Here is a 14,950-nt window from a genome sequence, read left to right on the forward strand (position 1 = left end):
GTAAAATGATTGAAAAAATTATAGAGTACAGCATCAAAAACAGAGTTGTGATTTTTATAATATTTGCAATACTTAGTTTGATATCTATCTATTCAATCAAAAATACGCCACTAGACGCCATACCGGATCTTTCCCCTCCACAGGTAATAGTTCAGGTAAAGTGGGAAGGACAAAGTCCAAATATCATAGAAGACCAGGTAACCTATCCTCTGGTAAGCTCTTTTTTAGGTATTTCAGATATTGAAACAGTTAGAGGCTTTTCTACTTATGAAAACGCTTTGATTTATATTATTTTCAAAGATGGGGTAGATCTTTACTGGGCTAGAAGCAGAGTTTTAGAAGAGCTCTCTTCTATCGCATCATCTTTACCAAAAGGTGCCGAAGTCTCTTTGGGACCGGATGCTTCAGGTGTTGGCTGGGTTTATGAGTATGCACTTGTTAGCAAAACAAAAGATCTAGGTTTTTTAAGAACTTATCAAGACTATACTCTAAAATATGCTCTTACAGCCATAGACGGTGTAAGTGAAGTAGCAACAATCGGAGGATTTGTTCCAAATTTTCAGGTTACAGTAAAAAACGATGATCTTATTAGATACGGTTTAAGTGTAGAAGATATCATAAAAACTCTAAAAAGCAACAATAACGATACTGGCGGCAGAGTCATACTAAAAAATGGCTATGAATGGATGGTTCAAACCAGAGGATATATAAAAAGTTTACAAGATATTGAAAATTTGACCATAAAAACTCAAGAAAAAATTCCTCTGAGAATAAAAGATGTTGCATCTGTTGAAATAGTGGCATCTCCTAGAAGAGGTATGGCTGATTTAAACGGTGAAGGCGAAGTGGTTGGTGGCATAGTTATAGCAAAATATGGCGCGGATGTGTATAACACTATCAAAAATATCAAACAAAAGATAAAAGAGCTACAAACAGATGATATAAAAATAGTCCCAGTTTATGATCGCTCTAAGCTCATAGAAGACTCCATAGAAAATCTAAGAAATACACTGATAGAAGAGAGTATCATTGTTATTATTATTATTGCCCTGTTTCTTTTTCATTTTAGAAGCTCTTTTATTTTGATTATAGTTTTACCGTTAACCATAGGTTTGACATTTTTACTTATGAAACTTTTCGGTATCGGTTCTAACATTATGAGTTTAGGAGGAATTGCCATAGCGATAGGAGCTATGGTTGATGCTTCTATAGTTATGATTGAAAATGCACATAAAAAAATAGATGAAATAACACAGACAAAACTAGAGATTTCAAACAAAGAGAGGCTAAAGGCTATACAGGAATCTTCAAAAACCGTTGGAAGACCGATATTTTTCGCACTAGCACTTGTAGTTATCTCTTTTTTACCAATTTTTGCTCTAAAAGGTCAAGAAGGATTACTGTTTTCGCCTCTTGCCTTCACAAAAACATTTGCTATGAGTGCCGGAGCTTTGATAGCTATAACTTTAGTTCCTGCACTGATGGTTATTTTTATAAAAAAGGTTCCTAAAGAGTCCAAAAATCCTATCAACAGATTTTTTATCTGGTTATATCACCCATTTTTAGTTTTTGCTATGAAATTTAGATACTTGGTTTATGCCGCTGCAATAGCAGCACTCTTTTTTTCATACCCTCTTTATCAGAAACTAAAATGGGAGTTTATGCCTCCTTTAAATGAAGGGGTATTGATGTATATGCCAGTTACTCCTTACGGCATAAGTGTAGACCTTAGCAAAGAGCTTACACAAAAAACAGACAAGATTATAAAAAGTTTTCCGGAAGTTGAGACCGTGTTCGGAAAAGGAGGAAGAGCTGATACTGCAACAGATCCAGCTCCTTTATCAATGATAGAGACTATTATAACTTTAAAACCTAAGAGCCAATGGCGAGAGGATATGAGTATTAAAAAATTAATAGAAGAGCTGGATGACTCTTTGCAAATACCAGGGCTGGTAAACTCTTGGACATATCCTATAAGAGGCAGAATAGATATGCTTCTTAGTGGTATTAGAACTCCTGTTGGAATAAAACTTTATGGAGACGATACAAAAAAACTGCAAGCTTTGGCAAAAGAGATAGAAGAGAGATTGAAAAATCTAAAAATAACAGAGTCTGTTTTTGCCGATAGAAGCGATACAGGATATTTTATAAATATAGATATTGATGAAGAGCAACAATCTTTATATAACCTAAATAAAGATAGAGTTTTAAACTTTGTCAGCAGTGCCATAGGAGGCAAAAAAGTTACAACCTATATAAAAAATTTAGGGAGATATCCGATTTCCGTTAGATTCGATGAGGAAGAAAGAAGAGATTTAGAAGATATAAAAGAGCTTAAAATCAAAACCGATTATGGTTATATTCCTTTAAAAGAAGTAGCAAATATTTACTATAAGCAGAGTTCTTCTGTCTTGAAAAGTGAAAAAGCAAAACCGGTTACATATATCTATATAACACCTGTAAACGAAGTCAGTGGAAGCGAATATAAAAAAATGGCTGAAGAACTTTTAAAAGATATAAAACTTCCTGCAGGATACTTCTATGAGTGGGCAGGAGAATCGGAGTATCTTGAAAGTGCTATGGAGACAATCAAGTGGATAGTACCTACAGTTTTGGTGATAATTTTTATCTTGATATATCTTGCACTAAATGAACTAGTTCCAACTTTTATCGTTTTTACGACTCTTCCTTTTGCCTTTTTGGGTGGTCTATTTTACATTGATTTTCTAAACTTCAATATGAGCATAGCTGTTATCGTGGGTTTTTTAGCTCTACTGGGTATAGCTGCAGAAACTGCTATAGTTATGATAGTTTATCTAAAAGAGAGTGTCCAAAAGCGCATAGAGAGCGGAAAAAAGATTGATGACAAAGAGCTCTATGAAGCTATTTATGAAGGAGCGGTGAAAAGAGTCAGACCGAAACTTATGACAGTTTTTGCCATACTTGCTGGACTTTTGCCTATTATGTATAGTAGTGGAGTTGGAAGTGAAGTTATGCAACGTATCGCAGCCCCAATGATAGGAGGGGTTGTCTCTTCTGCAATTTTGTCATTGATAATAATCCCTATTTTGTATATGAGTTATATTAAAAAAGCAAACTCCGTTACGCGTTAATTCCATACTAAACGGCTATAATAAAAGAAAAGGAGCCGTTATGGATATGCACATGTTTGGTTATAACCTGGTTTTTTGGTTAGCTTTTATTGCTTTGATAGTCTATTTAATAGTTATATTAAAAATAAAAAGCAATATAAAAACCCCTAAAGATATTTTGGATGAGAGATTGGCTAAAGGAGAGATCGATAAGGATGAGTATAAGTCTTTGTTAGAGACTCTCAAAGGGAAAGAAAATGGAAAAAAATAGCCTTATAAAAAAATATCATTCATCACACATGCATCATATGAATGATTTCAAAAAGAGATTTTTACTCTCTTTGGCAGCTACTATCCCCATTTTATTACTATCTCCTATGATATGGAAAATTTTAGGCTTCAAGCTTGATATTCCTTATAGAGAAGCGATAATTTTTGTTCTATCAACATTTGTCTATTTCTATGGAGGAAAACCTTTCTTAAAAGGGAGTTTCGAAGAGATAAAAAGAGCAAATCCTGGTATGATGATCCTAATCTCCTTGGCTATCAGTGTAGCCTATTTTTACTCCACATATGCACTTTTTGATCCTAAATCAAAAGAGTTTTTTGGGGAATTAGCTACATTGATAGATGTAATGCTTATAGGACACTATATAGAAGCTATAAGTGTGATGGGAGCTGCAAATGCTTTGCAAGAACTTGTAAGATTGATCCCCCACAAAGCACACAAAATGGAAAATGGCAAAGTGGTAGATATCGAAATCGAAAATCTGAAAATAGATGATACCATTTTAATAAAACCTGGTGAAAAATTCCTTCTGACGGTATAGTCGTAGAGGGAGAAAGCAGTGTGGACGAATCTTTTTTGACAGGAGAATCAAAACCTGTCTTTAAAGAGAAAAACGATAGAGTTTTTATGGGCTCAACCAACCTTGATGAAATTTTGGAAGTAAAGATCGAAAAAAGCGGAGAAGAGAGTTATCTTTTTCAAGTTATAGAACTGGTTAAAAAAGCTCAAAAAAGTAGATCTAAAACACAAAATATTGCAAATAAAGCAGCAAAATGGCTATTTTATGGCGCTATTGCAGTATCAAGCGCTACTTTTGCTTACTGGATGCCAGTTATTGGAGTTTCAGAAGCTCTCCTAAGAAGTGTTACGGTTCTTATTATAGCTTGTCCTCATGCCTTAGGGTTGGCTGTACCTCTTGTTGTTGCCATTTCTACCACTCTAGGTGCAAAACATGGGATTTTGATAAGAGATAAAGAGGCATTTGAGAAATTAAAAGATATTGATACCATATGTTTAGATAAAACAGGAACTATAACTGAAGGAAAACTAAGCATTGCCAATATTGATGGTACTATTGATAAAAACCAGATTTTTCCTATCAGCACTCGTAGAACAAAACTCTGAACATACTATTGCAAAAGCGATAGTTGAGTATGCTAAAAAACAAGGTATAACAACAAAGAAAATTGAAAAGTTTCAAATAATACCCAGTATAGGTGCTATAGGTGAATATAAAAAAGATAAAATCTTTGTATGGGACGGCAAACTATTAAAAAGACTTGATTTGAAAATACCAGAAACTTTAAAACAATACATTAATGTAGCTTATACAAAAGTTTGGGTAGGTAAAAACAGTGATGTTTTAGGAGTGATTTTATTAAAAGATAAAATAAAAGATGAATCTAAAATAGCTATAGTTCAATTTAAAAAGGATAATATAAAAGTTTATATGCTAACTGGTGACAATAAAGATGTAGCTATAGAAGTAGCTAACGAGATAGGAATTGATAACTACTTTTCAGTTCTTATGCCAACCCAAAAAGTTGAAATTATAGAAAATCCTAAAAAAGAGGGTAGAATAGTGGCTATAGTTGGTGACGGGATAAATGATGCCCCTGCTCTTTTAAAAGCAAATGTAGGTATTGCTATAGGAGCAGGAACAGATATTGCCGCTCAAAGCGCAGATATTATCTTGACAAAAAACTCTTTATTGGATGTGGTTTATGCTTATAAACTTTCAAAATCAACATATAAAAAAATGATACAAAATCTTTGGTGGGCAAGCGGGTATAATATCGTTACGATACCTTTAGCTGCAGGCGTACTAGCTAGTTACGGAATATTAATAGAACCTGCTATTGGTGCTATGCTAATGTCTGCAAGTACTGTAATAGTAGCTATAAATGCACAGTTTTTAAAAAGGTTCAAAGCGGATGAAGATACTTCTTCTTGAAGATGATTTGATGCTCAGTGAGCTTATCAAAGAGCATCTGTCGGAAAAAGGATATGAAGTAATACACTTTTTAAATGGAGAAGAGGCTTTTGAATATCTATATGAAAAAAGAGTTGATCTTATACTACTAGATATAAAAGTTCCGGGTATTAGCGGTTTTGAATTACTTAAAAAACTCAGAGAAAACAAAGATACTACTCCAGCTATAATGATCACTTCTGCAAACAGCAGCAAAGATGTTAAAGAGGGATTTGAACTTGGATGTGACGATTACATAAAGAAACCTTTCGAGTTTGAAGAGCTAGATGCGAGAGTAGAACATATTTTAAAATTATTTAATATCAATAATGGTCTAATAGATTTTAAAATATTAAAATTTGACCATAAGAGACATCTGTTAATTTTTGAAGATAAAGAGATTTCACTAACTCCTAAGGCCTCAGAGATTTTGCATTATCTTTACAAAAACAGAGGAAAAATAGTGACCAAAGAGGAGTTGATACAAAATATTTGGAATTATGACGGGACACCAAGTGAAGCAACTATCAGAAGTTATATAAAAATGTTGAGAAAATATATACCTTTTATTAAAACTTATAGAGGGACCGGTTATGAGCTTGAGCCATTATGAAAAAAGGTCTCTTTTTCGTTTTATGAGTGTATATATTGGCTCTATTTTTCTAGTAATAGTAGGATTTGGAATCCTGTTTTACAAAATAGAAACGGAAGCTTACAAAGAGAAAGTTTTTAATAAACTTAGAATCGAGGCATTTAAAATCGCATCATCCGCTATAGACGCACATATGAGACATAAAGACTTTATTATTCCAAAAAAGTCAGATTTTATGCTTTTAGATAAAAATAAACAGTTTATCGACGGTACATTCAAAGAAGAAGTAGATATAAAAAAGGAGTTTTTTGTTAAAAATGGAAGTGCCTATTATGTAGATAAAGGGGCTAAAGGACATCTTGGCATAAACTATATTGTTGTAAAAGATAAAGATTTTGAAAAACATCTTAAATCAATTTTTAGAAAAACTATTTTTATATCTTTATTTGCTTTTATATTTTTAATGTCTGTAGGCTGGTATCTTGGAAAACTTTTTTTAAAACCCATGAAAGAAAAAATCAAAGAGCTTGATAGATTTATAAAAGATAGTACACATGAGTTGAACACTCCAGTTACATCCATACTTTTGGCAACACAAAAAATTGAGCAAAAAGGTGAAAAACCTACTTACATAAAAACTTTAAAAATGAGTTCAAAACTAATTTCTAAAATATATCAGGATATGAGTTTTATATCTTTCAATCAACACAGCAAATGTGAAAAGAAATTGGTAGATATATCTAAAAAATTGGATAATAGTTTGGATTTTTTTGCTCTTTTAATAGAACAAAAAGATTTAAAAATAAAAAAAGAGGTAAATCCGTGTCATATTGAAGCAGATCCTAATCATATAGATATTTTGATTAAAAATCTTGTAGATAATGCTATCAAATATGCAAAACCAAACAGTATTATCACGGTAACTTTAAAAAATTGTACTTTATCAGTTACAAATGAAGGAAAAACTATTAAAAGCGATAAATTATCACAAATTTTTAAAAGATACGAAAGAGATGACGAAACTACAGGAGGCTTTGGAATAGGTCTTGATATTGTCTCCACTATCTGCAAAAAATACGGCTTTAAAATAGATGTAATATCTAAAAACAATATTACAACTTTTAAGGTTGATTTTTTATCATAGAGTTTTTTGTTAATTTAAACCTCTGAAAAATCAACATAACTTCTTTAAATATCACAATTTTATATCGTTCATATTTAGAAACAAAATCAGTTATTACTAAAGGGCGAGATTACTCTCTAATCTGCCCTTCTCCGTAAATTTTGTATTTATAAGTAGTAAGGTCGTTTATACCCATTGGGCCACGTGAGTGAAGTTTGTTGGTACTTATGCCTACTTCTGCACCAAAACCGAAAACACCACCATCAGTAAATCTTGTGGATGCGTTTACATAGACACAAGCGGCGTCTATACTATTTAAAAATTTCTCTGCGGTTGTATAATTTTCAGTAACTATTGCTTCACTATGTCCTGAACCATATTTTCTTATATGCTCTATCGCTCCTTCAACGCCATCAACCACTTTTATTGAGAGTATATTTTCAAGATACTCTGTATGATAATCCTCTTCAGTAGCCTCTTCAACTTCTATAACCTCTCTCGTTATAGCACATCCTTTCAAAGTAGTTAGATGAGGTTTAAAAGCTTCATAAAGTTTTAGAAGCATCTCATCTTTTATGGCATAATCCACCAAAAGAGTTTCCATAGCGTTGCAGACACCTGGCCTTTGAACTTTAGCATTTACAGCTATCTTTACAGCTTTTTCAAAATCCGCATCTTTATCTATGTATGTATGGCAAAGTCCTTTGTCATGTTTTACAACCGCAACTGTGGCATTTTGGCTAATATATCTTATAAGAGCTTCGCCTCCTCTTGGTATGATGAGATCTACGTATTTATCCATCTTTATAAGTTTGGCCACCCCTTCTCTACTGTAATCAGGAAGCAAAGAAATTATATCTTTTGGAAGGGAATTCTTTTCCAAAACATCTCTTAAAATATTTGCAATGGCTTCGTTTGAGTGCTGAGCCTCTTTTCCACCCTTAAGAATACAGACATTCGAACTTTTAAAACATAGCGCAGCCGTATCACTTGTGACGTTTGGTCTTGATTCGTAGATGATCCCTATAACCCCTATTGGAATGGATACTTTTTCTATTCTCAGCCCATTATCAAGAACCCAACCATCTAGTACTCTACCTACTGGATCTTTTAATGCAGCTATTTCGGCAACTGAGTTTGCCATATCCAAAACTCTTTTTTTATTCAACAAAAGCCTATCTTTTAAAGCTGTACTAAGACCGTTTTCTTCAGCATATTGCATATCTATCGCATTTGCTTCTAAAATCTCTTTTTCATGTCTAACTAAAGCTTCAGCCATCTCTTTTAAAACTTTTTTCTTCTTTTCTCCTGTTATTTGCGATAAAACAGAAGCGCTTATTTTTGCTCTTTTTAAAAACTCTTCCATTACTTTTCTACCCCTTTTTTTGTCACTATTTTACAGCTTCACAGCTTTTTAAGCAATTAAAAAAATATTTTATAGGGTTTTAAGCTTTAAAGCTTAATAATATAAGAAATTTTTATATAAGGAATCCCATGAAAAAGTTGTTCGATATAGCGATAATAGGAGCTGGACCGGCAGGAATAGGAACTGCTATAGAAAGTTATATTTTTGGTATAAAAGAGATTTTGCTCATTGAAAAAGCCGACAACCACTCTGCAACTATAAGAAATTTCTACAAAGATAACAAAAGAGTGGACAAAGATTGGATGGGACAGACTGTAGAGTGTGAGGGAAGAATAGTTTTTATGGATGGAACAAAAGAGACTACGCTGGATCTTTTCGATAAACTTTTAGACAGACACAAAATTGATACTCTTTTTAATACTGAAGTAGAAAAAGTTGAAAAAAAAGAGGATTTTTTCGAAGTATTTACGACAGACAACAAAATATATAGAGCTAAAAATGTGGTTATTGCAATAGGTAAAATGGGAAAACCCAACAAACCAAGTTATAAAATACCGCCTTCAATAAAGCAGTTTGTCAACTTCAATCTAGATAAATGCTCAAAAAATGAAAAAATATTAGTAGTGGGAGGAGGAAACTCAGCGGCTGAATACGCCTATTTTTTAGCTGACAGCAACGAAGTTACTCTTAATTACAGAAGAGAAAAGTTTACAAGGTTAAACCCGGAAAACGAAAAAATCATAAATGAATATGTAAAAAATGGAAAGCTTAAATTAAAAATGGGAATAGATATCAACTCTTTAGATAGTGAGCATGGAAAACCAAAAGTTAACTTTTCGAACAATTCAAGTGAAATTTACGATAGGATCATATACGCCATTGGAGGAACGACCCCGATCGATTTTTTAAAAAAGTGTGCAATTGAGGTTGTAAACAACAAAGTAGAAGTTGACGAAAATTTTCAAACTAAAATACCTGGACTTTTTGCAGCCGGAGATATAGTTACAGCAACTGGAGGCTCCATAGCCATTGCTCTAAACCACGGCTACAAAATAGCATCTTATATTACTAAGAACCGATAGATTTAGCAATCTCGGCAAATTTTTTTTTGCCGTTGCAGTCATCTTTTGGTTCTTTTAATATCTCCCCTTTTATATTGAGATTTTCTCTGATAATATAAAGAGATTTTGCAATCTCGTTTTTAGAGCACTCTTTTGAAGAGAGAATTATATCTATAAGCCTTTTGTCAAAATTCCATTTTTCGAAAATCGCCCCTGTAACCTCAAGCGTATTAAAACCTAAAAGTTCTTCTTCTATCTTATCTATCTCTATTAATGAAAATGTATCTTCAATCAAAAAATTAATATTGTTTGATTTGACATATTTTGCAATAATTATTTTACCTATATCACTTAAAAAAGCGGCACTTTTTAATAGGGACTGACTATTTTTGTCGTTTGCTAATAAAACAAATTTACTTTTTACTAACGAGAGTTTTAAAAAATCCTCTTCATTAATACCGTAAGGCGTAAGGTCTATATGAAAACTGTTTTTAATAACGGACATTATTGCAAAATTCAAAATCTCTTCAAATCCAAAAAGGACTATTGCATGCCTCAAATCATAAATTTCATGCATAAAACCGTAATAAGGCGAATTTGCCAGTTTTAAAATATCCGCTACAAGCAAAGGGTCATTTTTTATAATCTCTTCTAACTCTTTTGCAGTTATATTTTTATTCTCGTACGCCTCTTTTATTTTTTGTACGGTTTTAGATAATGGTGGAAGTTTTTCTATCTCGTCTATTATAGATAGATCTAGCTTCAACTTAAGAGATCCTTTAAACTCATTAATGGATTTTTACCTTTGATCACTTTAAATACTTCTGTTGCAATAGGTACATAAATACTTTTTTGTAATGAAATCTTATATATAGCTTCTGCTGTATAAACACCTTCTGCAACTTCACCCAATTCATCCAAAATCTCTCTCATATTTTTTCCTTTTGCTATCCCAAGACCTACTCTATAATTTCTCGATAGAGTACTACTAGCGGTTAAAAAAAGATCTCCAGCACCGCTCAGGCCTAAAAAAGTTTCTATTTTAGCGCCGAAATAGCTTCCAAATCTCTCCATCTCCACAAGACCTCGTGCTAGAAGGGACGCTCTTGCATTGTTTCCAAGCTTTAGTCCGTCGCAAATACCGGCCGCAATTGCAATAACATTTTTATAAGCCCCGGCGATCTCGGCTCCGATAACATCATCGCTTATATATGTTTTGATAAAATCGGGAAAAGCAGAGAAAAATGTTTTAGCTAAATCTTGATTGTATGCATTTATAACAAGAGCGGTAGGTAATCCCTCTTTTACCTCTTTAGCAAAAGATGGGCCCGTTAAAAAAGAGATATTTTCACGAGGCAGATGTTTTTCATATATTTGATTTAAAAATTCACCTGTTTCTACATCTATTCCCTTTGAAGCAACCAAGATTTTTTTATCTTTCCCTATCGGATGATTTTGAAGCCAAACTCTTGTTATCTGAGCGGGAAGAGCTATAACTAGATACTCTATCTTTGTTATCTCTTCAAATGAAACAAAATTTGGCAAATCTTTTTTTCTTCTAGAAGTTATATAAACTTCATTTTTTCTTGAGAGGGCATATTGCAACGCTTCTCCCCATTTTCCGGCACCTATGACACCAATCTTCATATTTACCCTTAATGAGTATAATTTTTGGAACTATTTTTCAACTCTTTTTCAAATCTATCTATACTCTCTTTTTTGCCTATTACAACCAAAATATCTCCGGCATCAAGTTTATGGCTAACGCCTTTTGTTATGAAAGTAAATTTATTTCCAAGCTCTTTATCTACAATCCCAATAACGATAATATCAAATCTATTTTTAAATTTTGCATCTTTTATATTTATTCCATCCAAAAAAGAGTTTTGTGGAATTTCAATCTCTTTGAAAGCCAAAGACGAATCTTTAAAAAGTATATGATCAATAGCTTCCGTAACCGCCTGTTTTTCCAATATGAAAAAAATCCTATTTGCGGCTGCTTCCATAGTATCTATAACTTTATTGGCACCTGCTAGTTTTAGTTTTCTTTCTGTCTCTTTAGATTCGCAAATCGCTATAATGTCTATTTTTTTGAAAATCGCTTTAAACGTAATTGTTAGGTATATATTTTCTTCTTCATTATCAAAGGCGCAAAAAATTTTCCTAAAACCGTTATCTAGCAATATATCCGTAAGCTCATCATCGTTTTCAATATCGACGACCATTATATGCTCAAATCCGTCAATACTGGCACGTTTTAGGTTTTTTTTGTCATACTCCGCTATATATACCTCATAATTATTATATAACAACTGTTTTGCAATCTGCTCTCCATATTTCCCGTATCCGAAAAGTAATACTTTATCTTTTTTTTCTAGCATGTTTTATACTGCTTTCCGTAACTAAAGTTTTAAAGTTATTTATACTTATATTGTAACCCATAATTATCAAAATATCGTTTATTTTTAATTTAAAATCTTCAGGTGGATTAAAGAAAAACTCTCTTTTTAAGTCAGTCGAAAAATCTCCCTCTTTAACTCTTATTACTCCAAGCAAAATTAGTTTGTATTTTCCAAGATCTATCTCACCAACTCTTCTATTTTCTAAAAAGGAGCCTTTTAAAACCTCCACTTGATCACACAAAGCATTCTTTTTTGCCGTTAAAATATCGTTTATAGCCTCTATTGCTATAGGCTGTTCTATAATCTTGGCACCAAAAATCCCTGCCGTTTCGTATGGAGATATGAGATAATCGGCACCGGCCAATTTTAACTTTTTATACGAATTTTTATCTATAGTACGTGATATTAAAAAAACATCTCTGCTAAAACTCCTAACATTCAAACATATAAAGATATTGTGCATATCTTTTTCAGTTAGAGTAACAACGGCTTTTACTCTCTTAAAATCAATCTTTTTAAACGCCTCTTTTTTTGTTGCATCCGCGGTTATCGCCAAATACCCTTTAGAGAGTGCTCTTTCGGTTTTTTCTTTTTTAAGATCCAAAATAACAAAATTTTTTTTCTCCCTTTTAAGTCTGTTTGCTAGCAACTCAGCCATATGCGTGTATCCGCAGATTATGTAAAAATTATTTAGTTTGTTTATATTGTGTAAGATTCTATTCTCTTTTACTTCATCCATCTTTTCGTTAAAAGCCGAAACTATGATTGATGTGGCAAAAGAGATTAACCCGATACCGGTAAGTATGATAATAAGAGTTATTGCCCTTCCCTCTTTTGTTTCGGGAGTTATATCTCCATATCCAACTGTAGAGATTGTAACCAAAGACCAATAAAACGCATCAAAAAGTGTGGAAATATTAGGATTTTGTTGCTCTTCAAAAACATATATGCTTATGCCCGATATCAAAACAACAAAAGTAACCAAAAGCAAAAGAGTAAATAACTCTAACTTTTTCGAGGCTAAAACTTGCAAAAAATGAGTTATATTTTGAGAGTATCTAAGAAGTTTAAAAACCCTAAAAAGTACAAAAACTCTTAATATCCTTAATTCACGATAGCTTGGTAAAATAGCTAAAAGATCTATAATAGCAAGAGGAGAAGTTACGTACTCAATCTTTTTTTTGATTATCTCTTTTAAAACTTTTTTTGTATTAAACTCTTTTTCCAAAAAAATCGAGTTTTCAAACTCATCTATTATGATTTTTCTAGAATCGTTGTACACCCACATTCTCAATAGATACTCGATTAAGAATACTCCGGTGACAAAATAGACATCGTAATAATATAGCCATTTGTTTATGGGAGTTTTTACCTCTTCAATGATTATAGCAACGCTAGAGAGGATCAAAAAGATCATAAAATAATCGAAGTATTTTTTATATTTATAATCATCATTTTCAAGTAGATTTTTAAAAAAGAGTTTTATTTTTTTATATTTTTGAGAGCCTTCCAAATGGAAGGCAAAATTGACTAAAATCGTAGATAGTTTCACGAAGAGAGTCTCTCTTTGAGAAGTTTATTAACTAGCTTTGGATCTGCTTTTCCACGACTTGCTTTCATAACCTGACCTACAAAGAATCCAAAAAGTTTTTCCTTTCCGTTTTTATACTCTTGTACTTTATCTTCGTTACTAGCTAAAATCTCATCAATCATCGCAACGATAGCGCCTTCGTCACTTATCTGTTTAAGACCCAGCTTATCGATCGCATCATCTACCTCTACATCATTTTCCATCAGATAGTCTAAAACATCTTTTGCGGCTTTTCCGCTTATTGTTTTATCCTCTATTCTTTTTACCAGTTTGGCCAGTTTTTTAGCATCAACCGGAGAGTTGTCTATATCAACTCCTGCTTTGTTTAGTCTCGCCGCTAATTCAACAGTTAACCAAGTAACCGCATTTTTGGCATCAATATCTTCTTTTAGCATTTCCTCGAAAAAGTTAGCCATTTCAATAGAACCGGCTATTAAAGTGGCATCATAAGCTCTGATACCGTAATCTTTTATAAATCTCTCCTCTTTTTCGTCTGGAAGTTCGGGAATATTTTTAGTCTCGTTAAAAAACTCATCAGGAATTACCACCGGCAAGAGATCCGGATCTGGAAAATATCTGTAATCTGCACTCTCCTCTTTACCTCTCATACTTCTAGTAACACCCTTTTGAGAATCAAAAAGTCTTGTCTCTTGAACTATCTCTTGTTCATAAACTCCATCTTCCCAAGCTTCTATATGGCGTTCTACTTCATACTCTATAGCTTTTTGGATAAATCTAAAAGAGTTTAGGTTTTTGATCTCCACTCTGGTATATAGTTTATCATCGCCTTTAGGTCTGATAGATACGTTAGCATCACATCTAAAAGAGCCCTCTTGCATATTTGCATCGCTGATATTGAGGTACCTAACTATTGCATGCAATTTTTTTAGATACTGAACCGCCTCTTCACTACTTCTGATATCAGGCTCGCTGACTATTTCCAAAAGGGGAGTTCCGGCTCTGTTTAAGTCCACTTTACTTATTTCGCCCTCGTGGATATTTTTACCGGCATCCTCTTCAAGATGGGCTCTTGTTATACCAATCTTTCTTTTGCTGCCATCCTCTTTATCTATAAAAAGATATCCGTTTTCAACTATGGGTATCTCAAACTGACTTATCTGATATCCCTTCGGCAAGTCGGGATAGAAGTAGTTTTTTCTATTGAAAATAGATTTTTTGTTTATTGTTGCGTTTATGGCATAACCAAACATCATGGCTTTTTTAACTGCCTCTTCATTTATAACAGGCAGTGCCCCAGGAAGAGCAAGACATGTAGGACATGTGTTTTTGTTTTGGATTTCGGCAAAACTTGTAGGACATGAGCAAAACATTTTTGTTTTTGTATTTAACTGGACGTGTACTTCTAAACCGATAACTACTTCAAACTCCATAAAATTCCTTTTGAATTTTCTTTTGATTTTACAAAACTATTGATAAAAAGGCGATTAAAAGAGTATTGCTA

At 32.9% G+C, this 14,950-nt stretch carries 14 protein-coding genes; 8 read left to right on the forward strand and 6 right to left on the reverse strand.

Translation table 11 applies throughout. From position 1 onward, the window contains the following. Nucleotides 1-5 precede the first annotated feature (5 nt). The 7 genes from NIL_RS05110 to NIL_RS05130 are packed head-to-tail and all read left to right on the forward strand — an operon-like array spanning nucleotide 6 to nucleotide 7,089. On the forward strand, nucleotides 6-3,113 hold the full coding sequence (locus tag NIL_RS05110) for an efflux RND transporter permease subunit (protein ID WP_187646752.1): 3,108 nt from the start codon (nucleotides 6-8) through the stop codon (nucleotides 3,111-3,113). Between the two features lie 40 nt (nucleotides 3,114-3,153). Continuing rightward, entirely contained in the window at nucleotides 3,154-3,363 is a 210-nt protein-coding gene (locus NIL_RS05115) for an SHOCT domain-containing protein (protein ID WP_197972039.1), read from the forward strand. Further along, nucleotides 3,350-3,922: an HAD family hydrolase gene (locus NIL_RS10820; RefSeq protein ID WP_197972040.1), complete on the forward strand. Its 573-nt coding sequence runs from the start codon at nucleotides 3,350-3,352 to the stop codon at nucleotides 3,920-3,922. The genes NIL_RS05115 and NIL_RS10820 overlap by 14 nt, the downstream gene beginning before the upstream one ends. A gap of 20 nt (nucleotides 3,923-3,942) precedes the next feature. Next, on the forward strand, nucleotides 3,943-4,506 hold the full coding sequence (locus NIL_RS10825; protein ID WP_197972041.1) for an HAD-IC family P-type ATPase: 564 nt from the start codon (nucleotides 3,943-3,945) through the stop codon (nucleotides 4,504-4,506). Beyond that, on the forward strand, nucleotides 4,436-5,335 hold the full coding sequence (locus NIL_RS10830) for an HAD-IC family P-type ATPase (RefSeq protein ID WP_197972042.1): 900 nt from the start codon (nucleotides 4,436-4,438) through the stop codon (nucleotides 5,333-5,335). The genes NIL_RS10825 and NIL_RS10830 overlap by 71 nt, the downstream gene beginning before the upstream one ends. After that, nucleotides 5,316-5,966, forward strand: coding sequence for a response regulator transcription factor (locus tag NIL_RS05125; protein ID WP_187646753.1), 651 nt, complete (start codon nucleotides 5,316-5,318; stop codon nucleotides 5,964-5,966). Before NIL_RS10830 ends, NIL_RS05125 begins: the two co-directional genes overlap by 20 nt. After that, nucleotides 5,947-7,089 carry a sensor histidine kinase gene (locus NIL_RS05130; RefSeq protein WP_187646754.1) on the forward strand — a complete coding sequence of 381 codons (1,143 nt, stop codon included), beginning with the start codon at nucleotides 5,947-5,949 and terminating at the stop codon, nucleotides 7,087-7,089. Before NIL_RS05125 ends, NIL_RS05130 begins: the two co-directional genes overlap by 20 nt. Before the next feature lie 109 nt (nucleotides 7,090-7,198). On the opposite strand, the gene NIL_RS05135 is transcribed toward NIL_RS05130, so the two are convergent. Further along, nucleotides 7,199-8,434 (reverse strand): glutamate-5-semialdehyde dehydrogenase, encoded by a 1,236-nt coding sequence (locus NIL_RS05135; RefSeq protein ID WP_187646755.1) that lies wholly within the window; start codon nucleotides 8,432-8,434, stop codon nucleotides 7,199-7,201. Nucleotides 8,435-8,562: 128 nt separating this feature from the next. Here NIL_RS05135 and NIL_RS05140 point away from each other — a divergent pair, with 128 nt between their 5' ends. Next, entirely contained in the window at nucleotides 8,563-9,516 is a 954-nt protein-coding gene (locus tag NIL_RS05140) for an NAD(P)-binding domain-containing protein (protein WP_187646756.1), read from the forward strand. Here the strand turns inward: NIL_RS05140 and NIL_RS05145 are convergent. The 5 genes from NIL_RS05145 to gatB are packed head-to-tail and all read right to left on the reverse strand — an operon-like array spanning nucleotide 9,503 to nucleotide 14,906. Continuing rightward, nucleotides 9,503-10,261, reverse strand: coding sequence for an HDOD domain-containing protein (locus NIL_RS05145; protein ID WP_187646757.1), 759 nt, complete (start codon nucleotides 10,259-10,261; stop codon nucleotides 9,503-9,505). The genes NIL_RS05140 and NIL_RS05145 overlap by 14 nt on opposite strands. After that, nucleotides 10,258-11,142: an NAD(P)H-dependent glycerol-3-phosphate dehydrogenase gene (locus NIL_RS05150; protein ID WP_187646758.1), complete on the reverse strand. Its 885-nt coding sequence runs from the start codon at nucleotides 11,140-11,142 to the stop codon at nucleotides 10,258-10,260. Before NIL_RS05150 ends, NIL_RS05145 begins: the two co-directional genes overlap by 4 nt. Nucleotides 11,143-11,150: 8 nt before the next feature. After that, nucleotides 11,151-11,876, reverse strand: coding sequence for a potassium channel family protein (locus NIL_RS05155; RefSeq protein ID WP_187646759.1), 726 nt, complete (start codon nucleotides 11,874-11,876; stop codon nucleotides 11,151-11,153). Next, nucleotides 11,857-13,449, reverse strand: coding sequence for an ion transporter (locus tag NIL_RS05160; RefSeq protein WP_187646760.1), 1,593 nt, complete (start codon nucleotides 13,447-13,449; stop codon nucleotides 11,857-11,859). The genes NIL_RS05155 and NIL_RS05160 overlap by 20 nt, the downstream gene beginning before the upstream one ends. After that, nucleotides 13,446-14,906, reverse strand: coding sequence for an Asp-tRNA(Asn)/Glu-tRNA(Gln) amidotransferase subunit GatB (gatB, locus tag NIL_RS05165; protein WP_370686706.1), 1,461 nt, complete (start codon nucleotides 14,904-14,906; stop codon nucleotides 13,446-13,448). Before gatB ends, NIL_RS05160 begins: the two co-directional genes overlap by 4 nt. Nucleotides 14,907-14,950 lie beyond the last annotated feature (44 nt).

Origin of the sequence: Nitrosophilus labii (assembly GCF_014466985.1) — a bacterium.
Lineage (GTDB): Bacteria > Campylobacterota > Campylobacteria > Campylobacterales > Nitratiruptoraceae > Nitrosophilus_A > Nitrosophilus_A labii.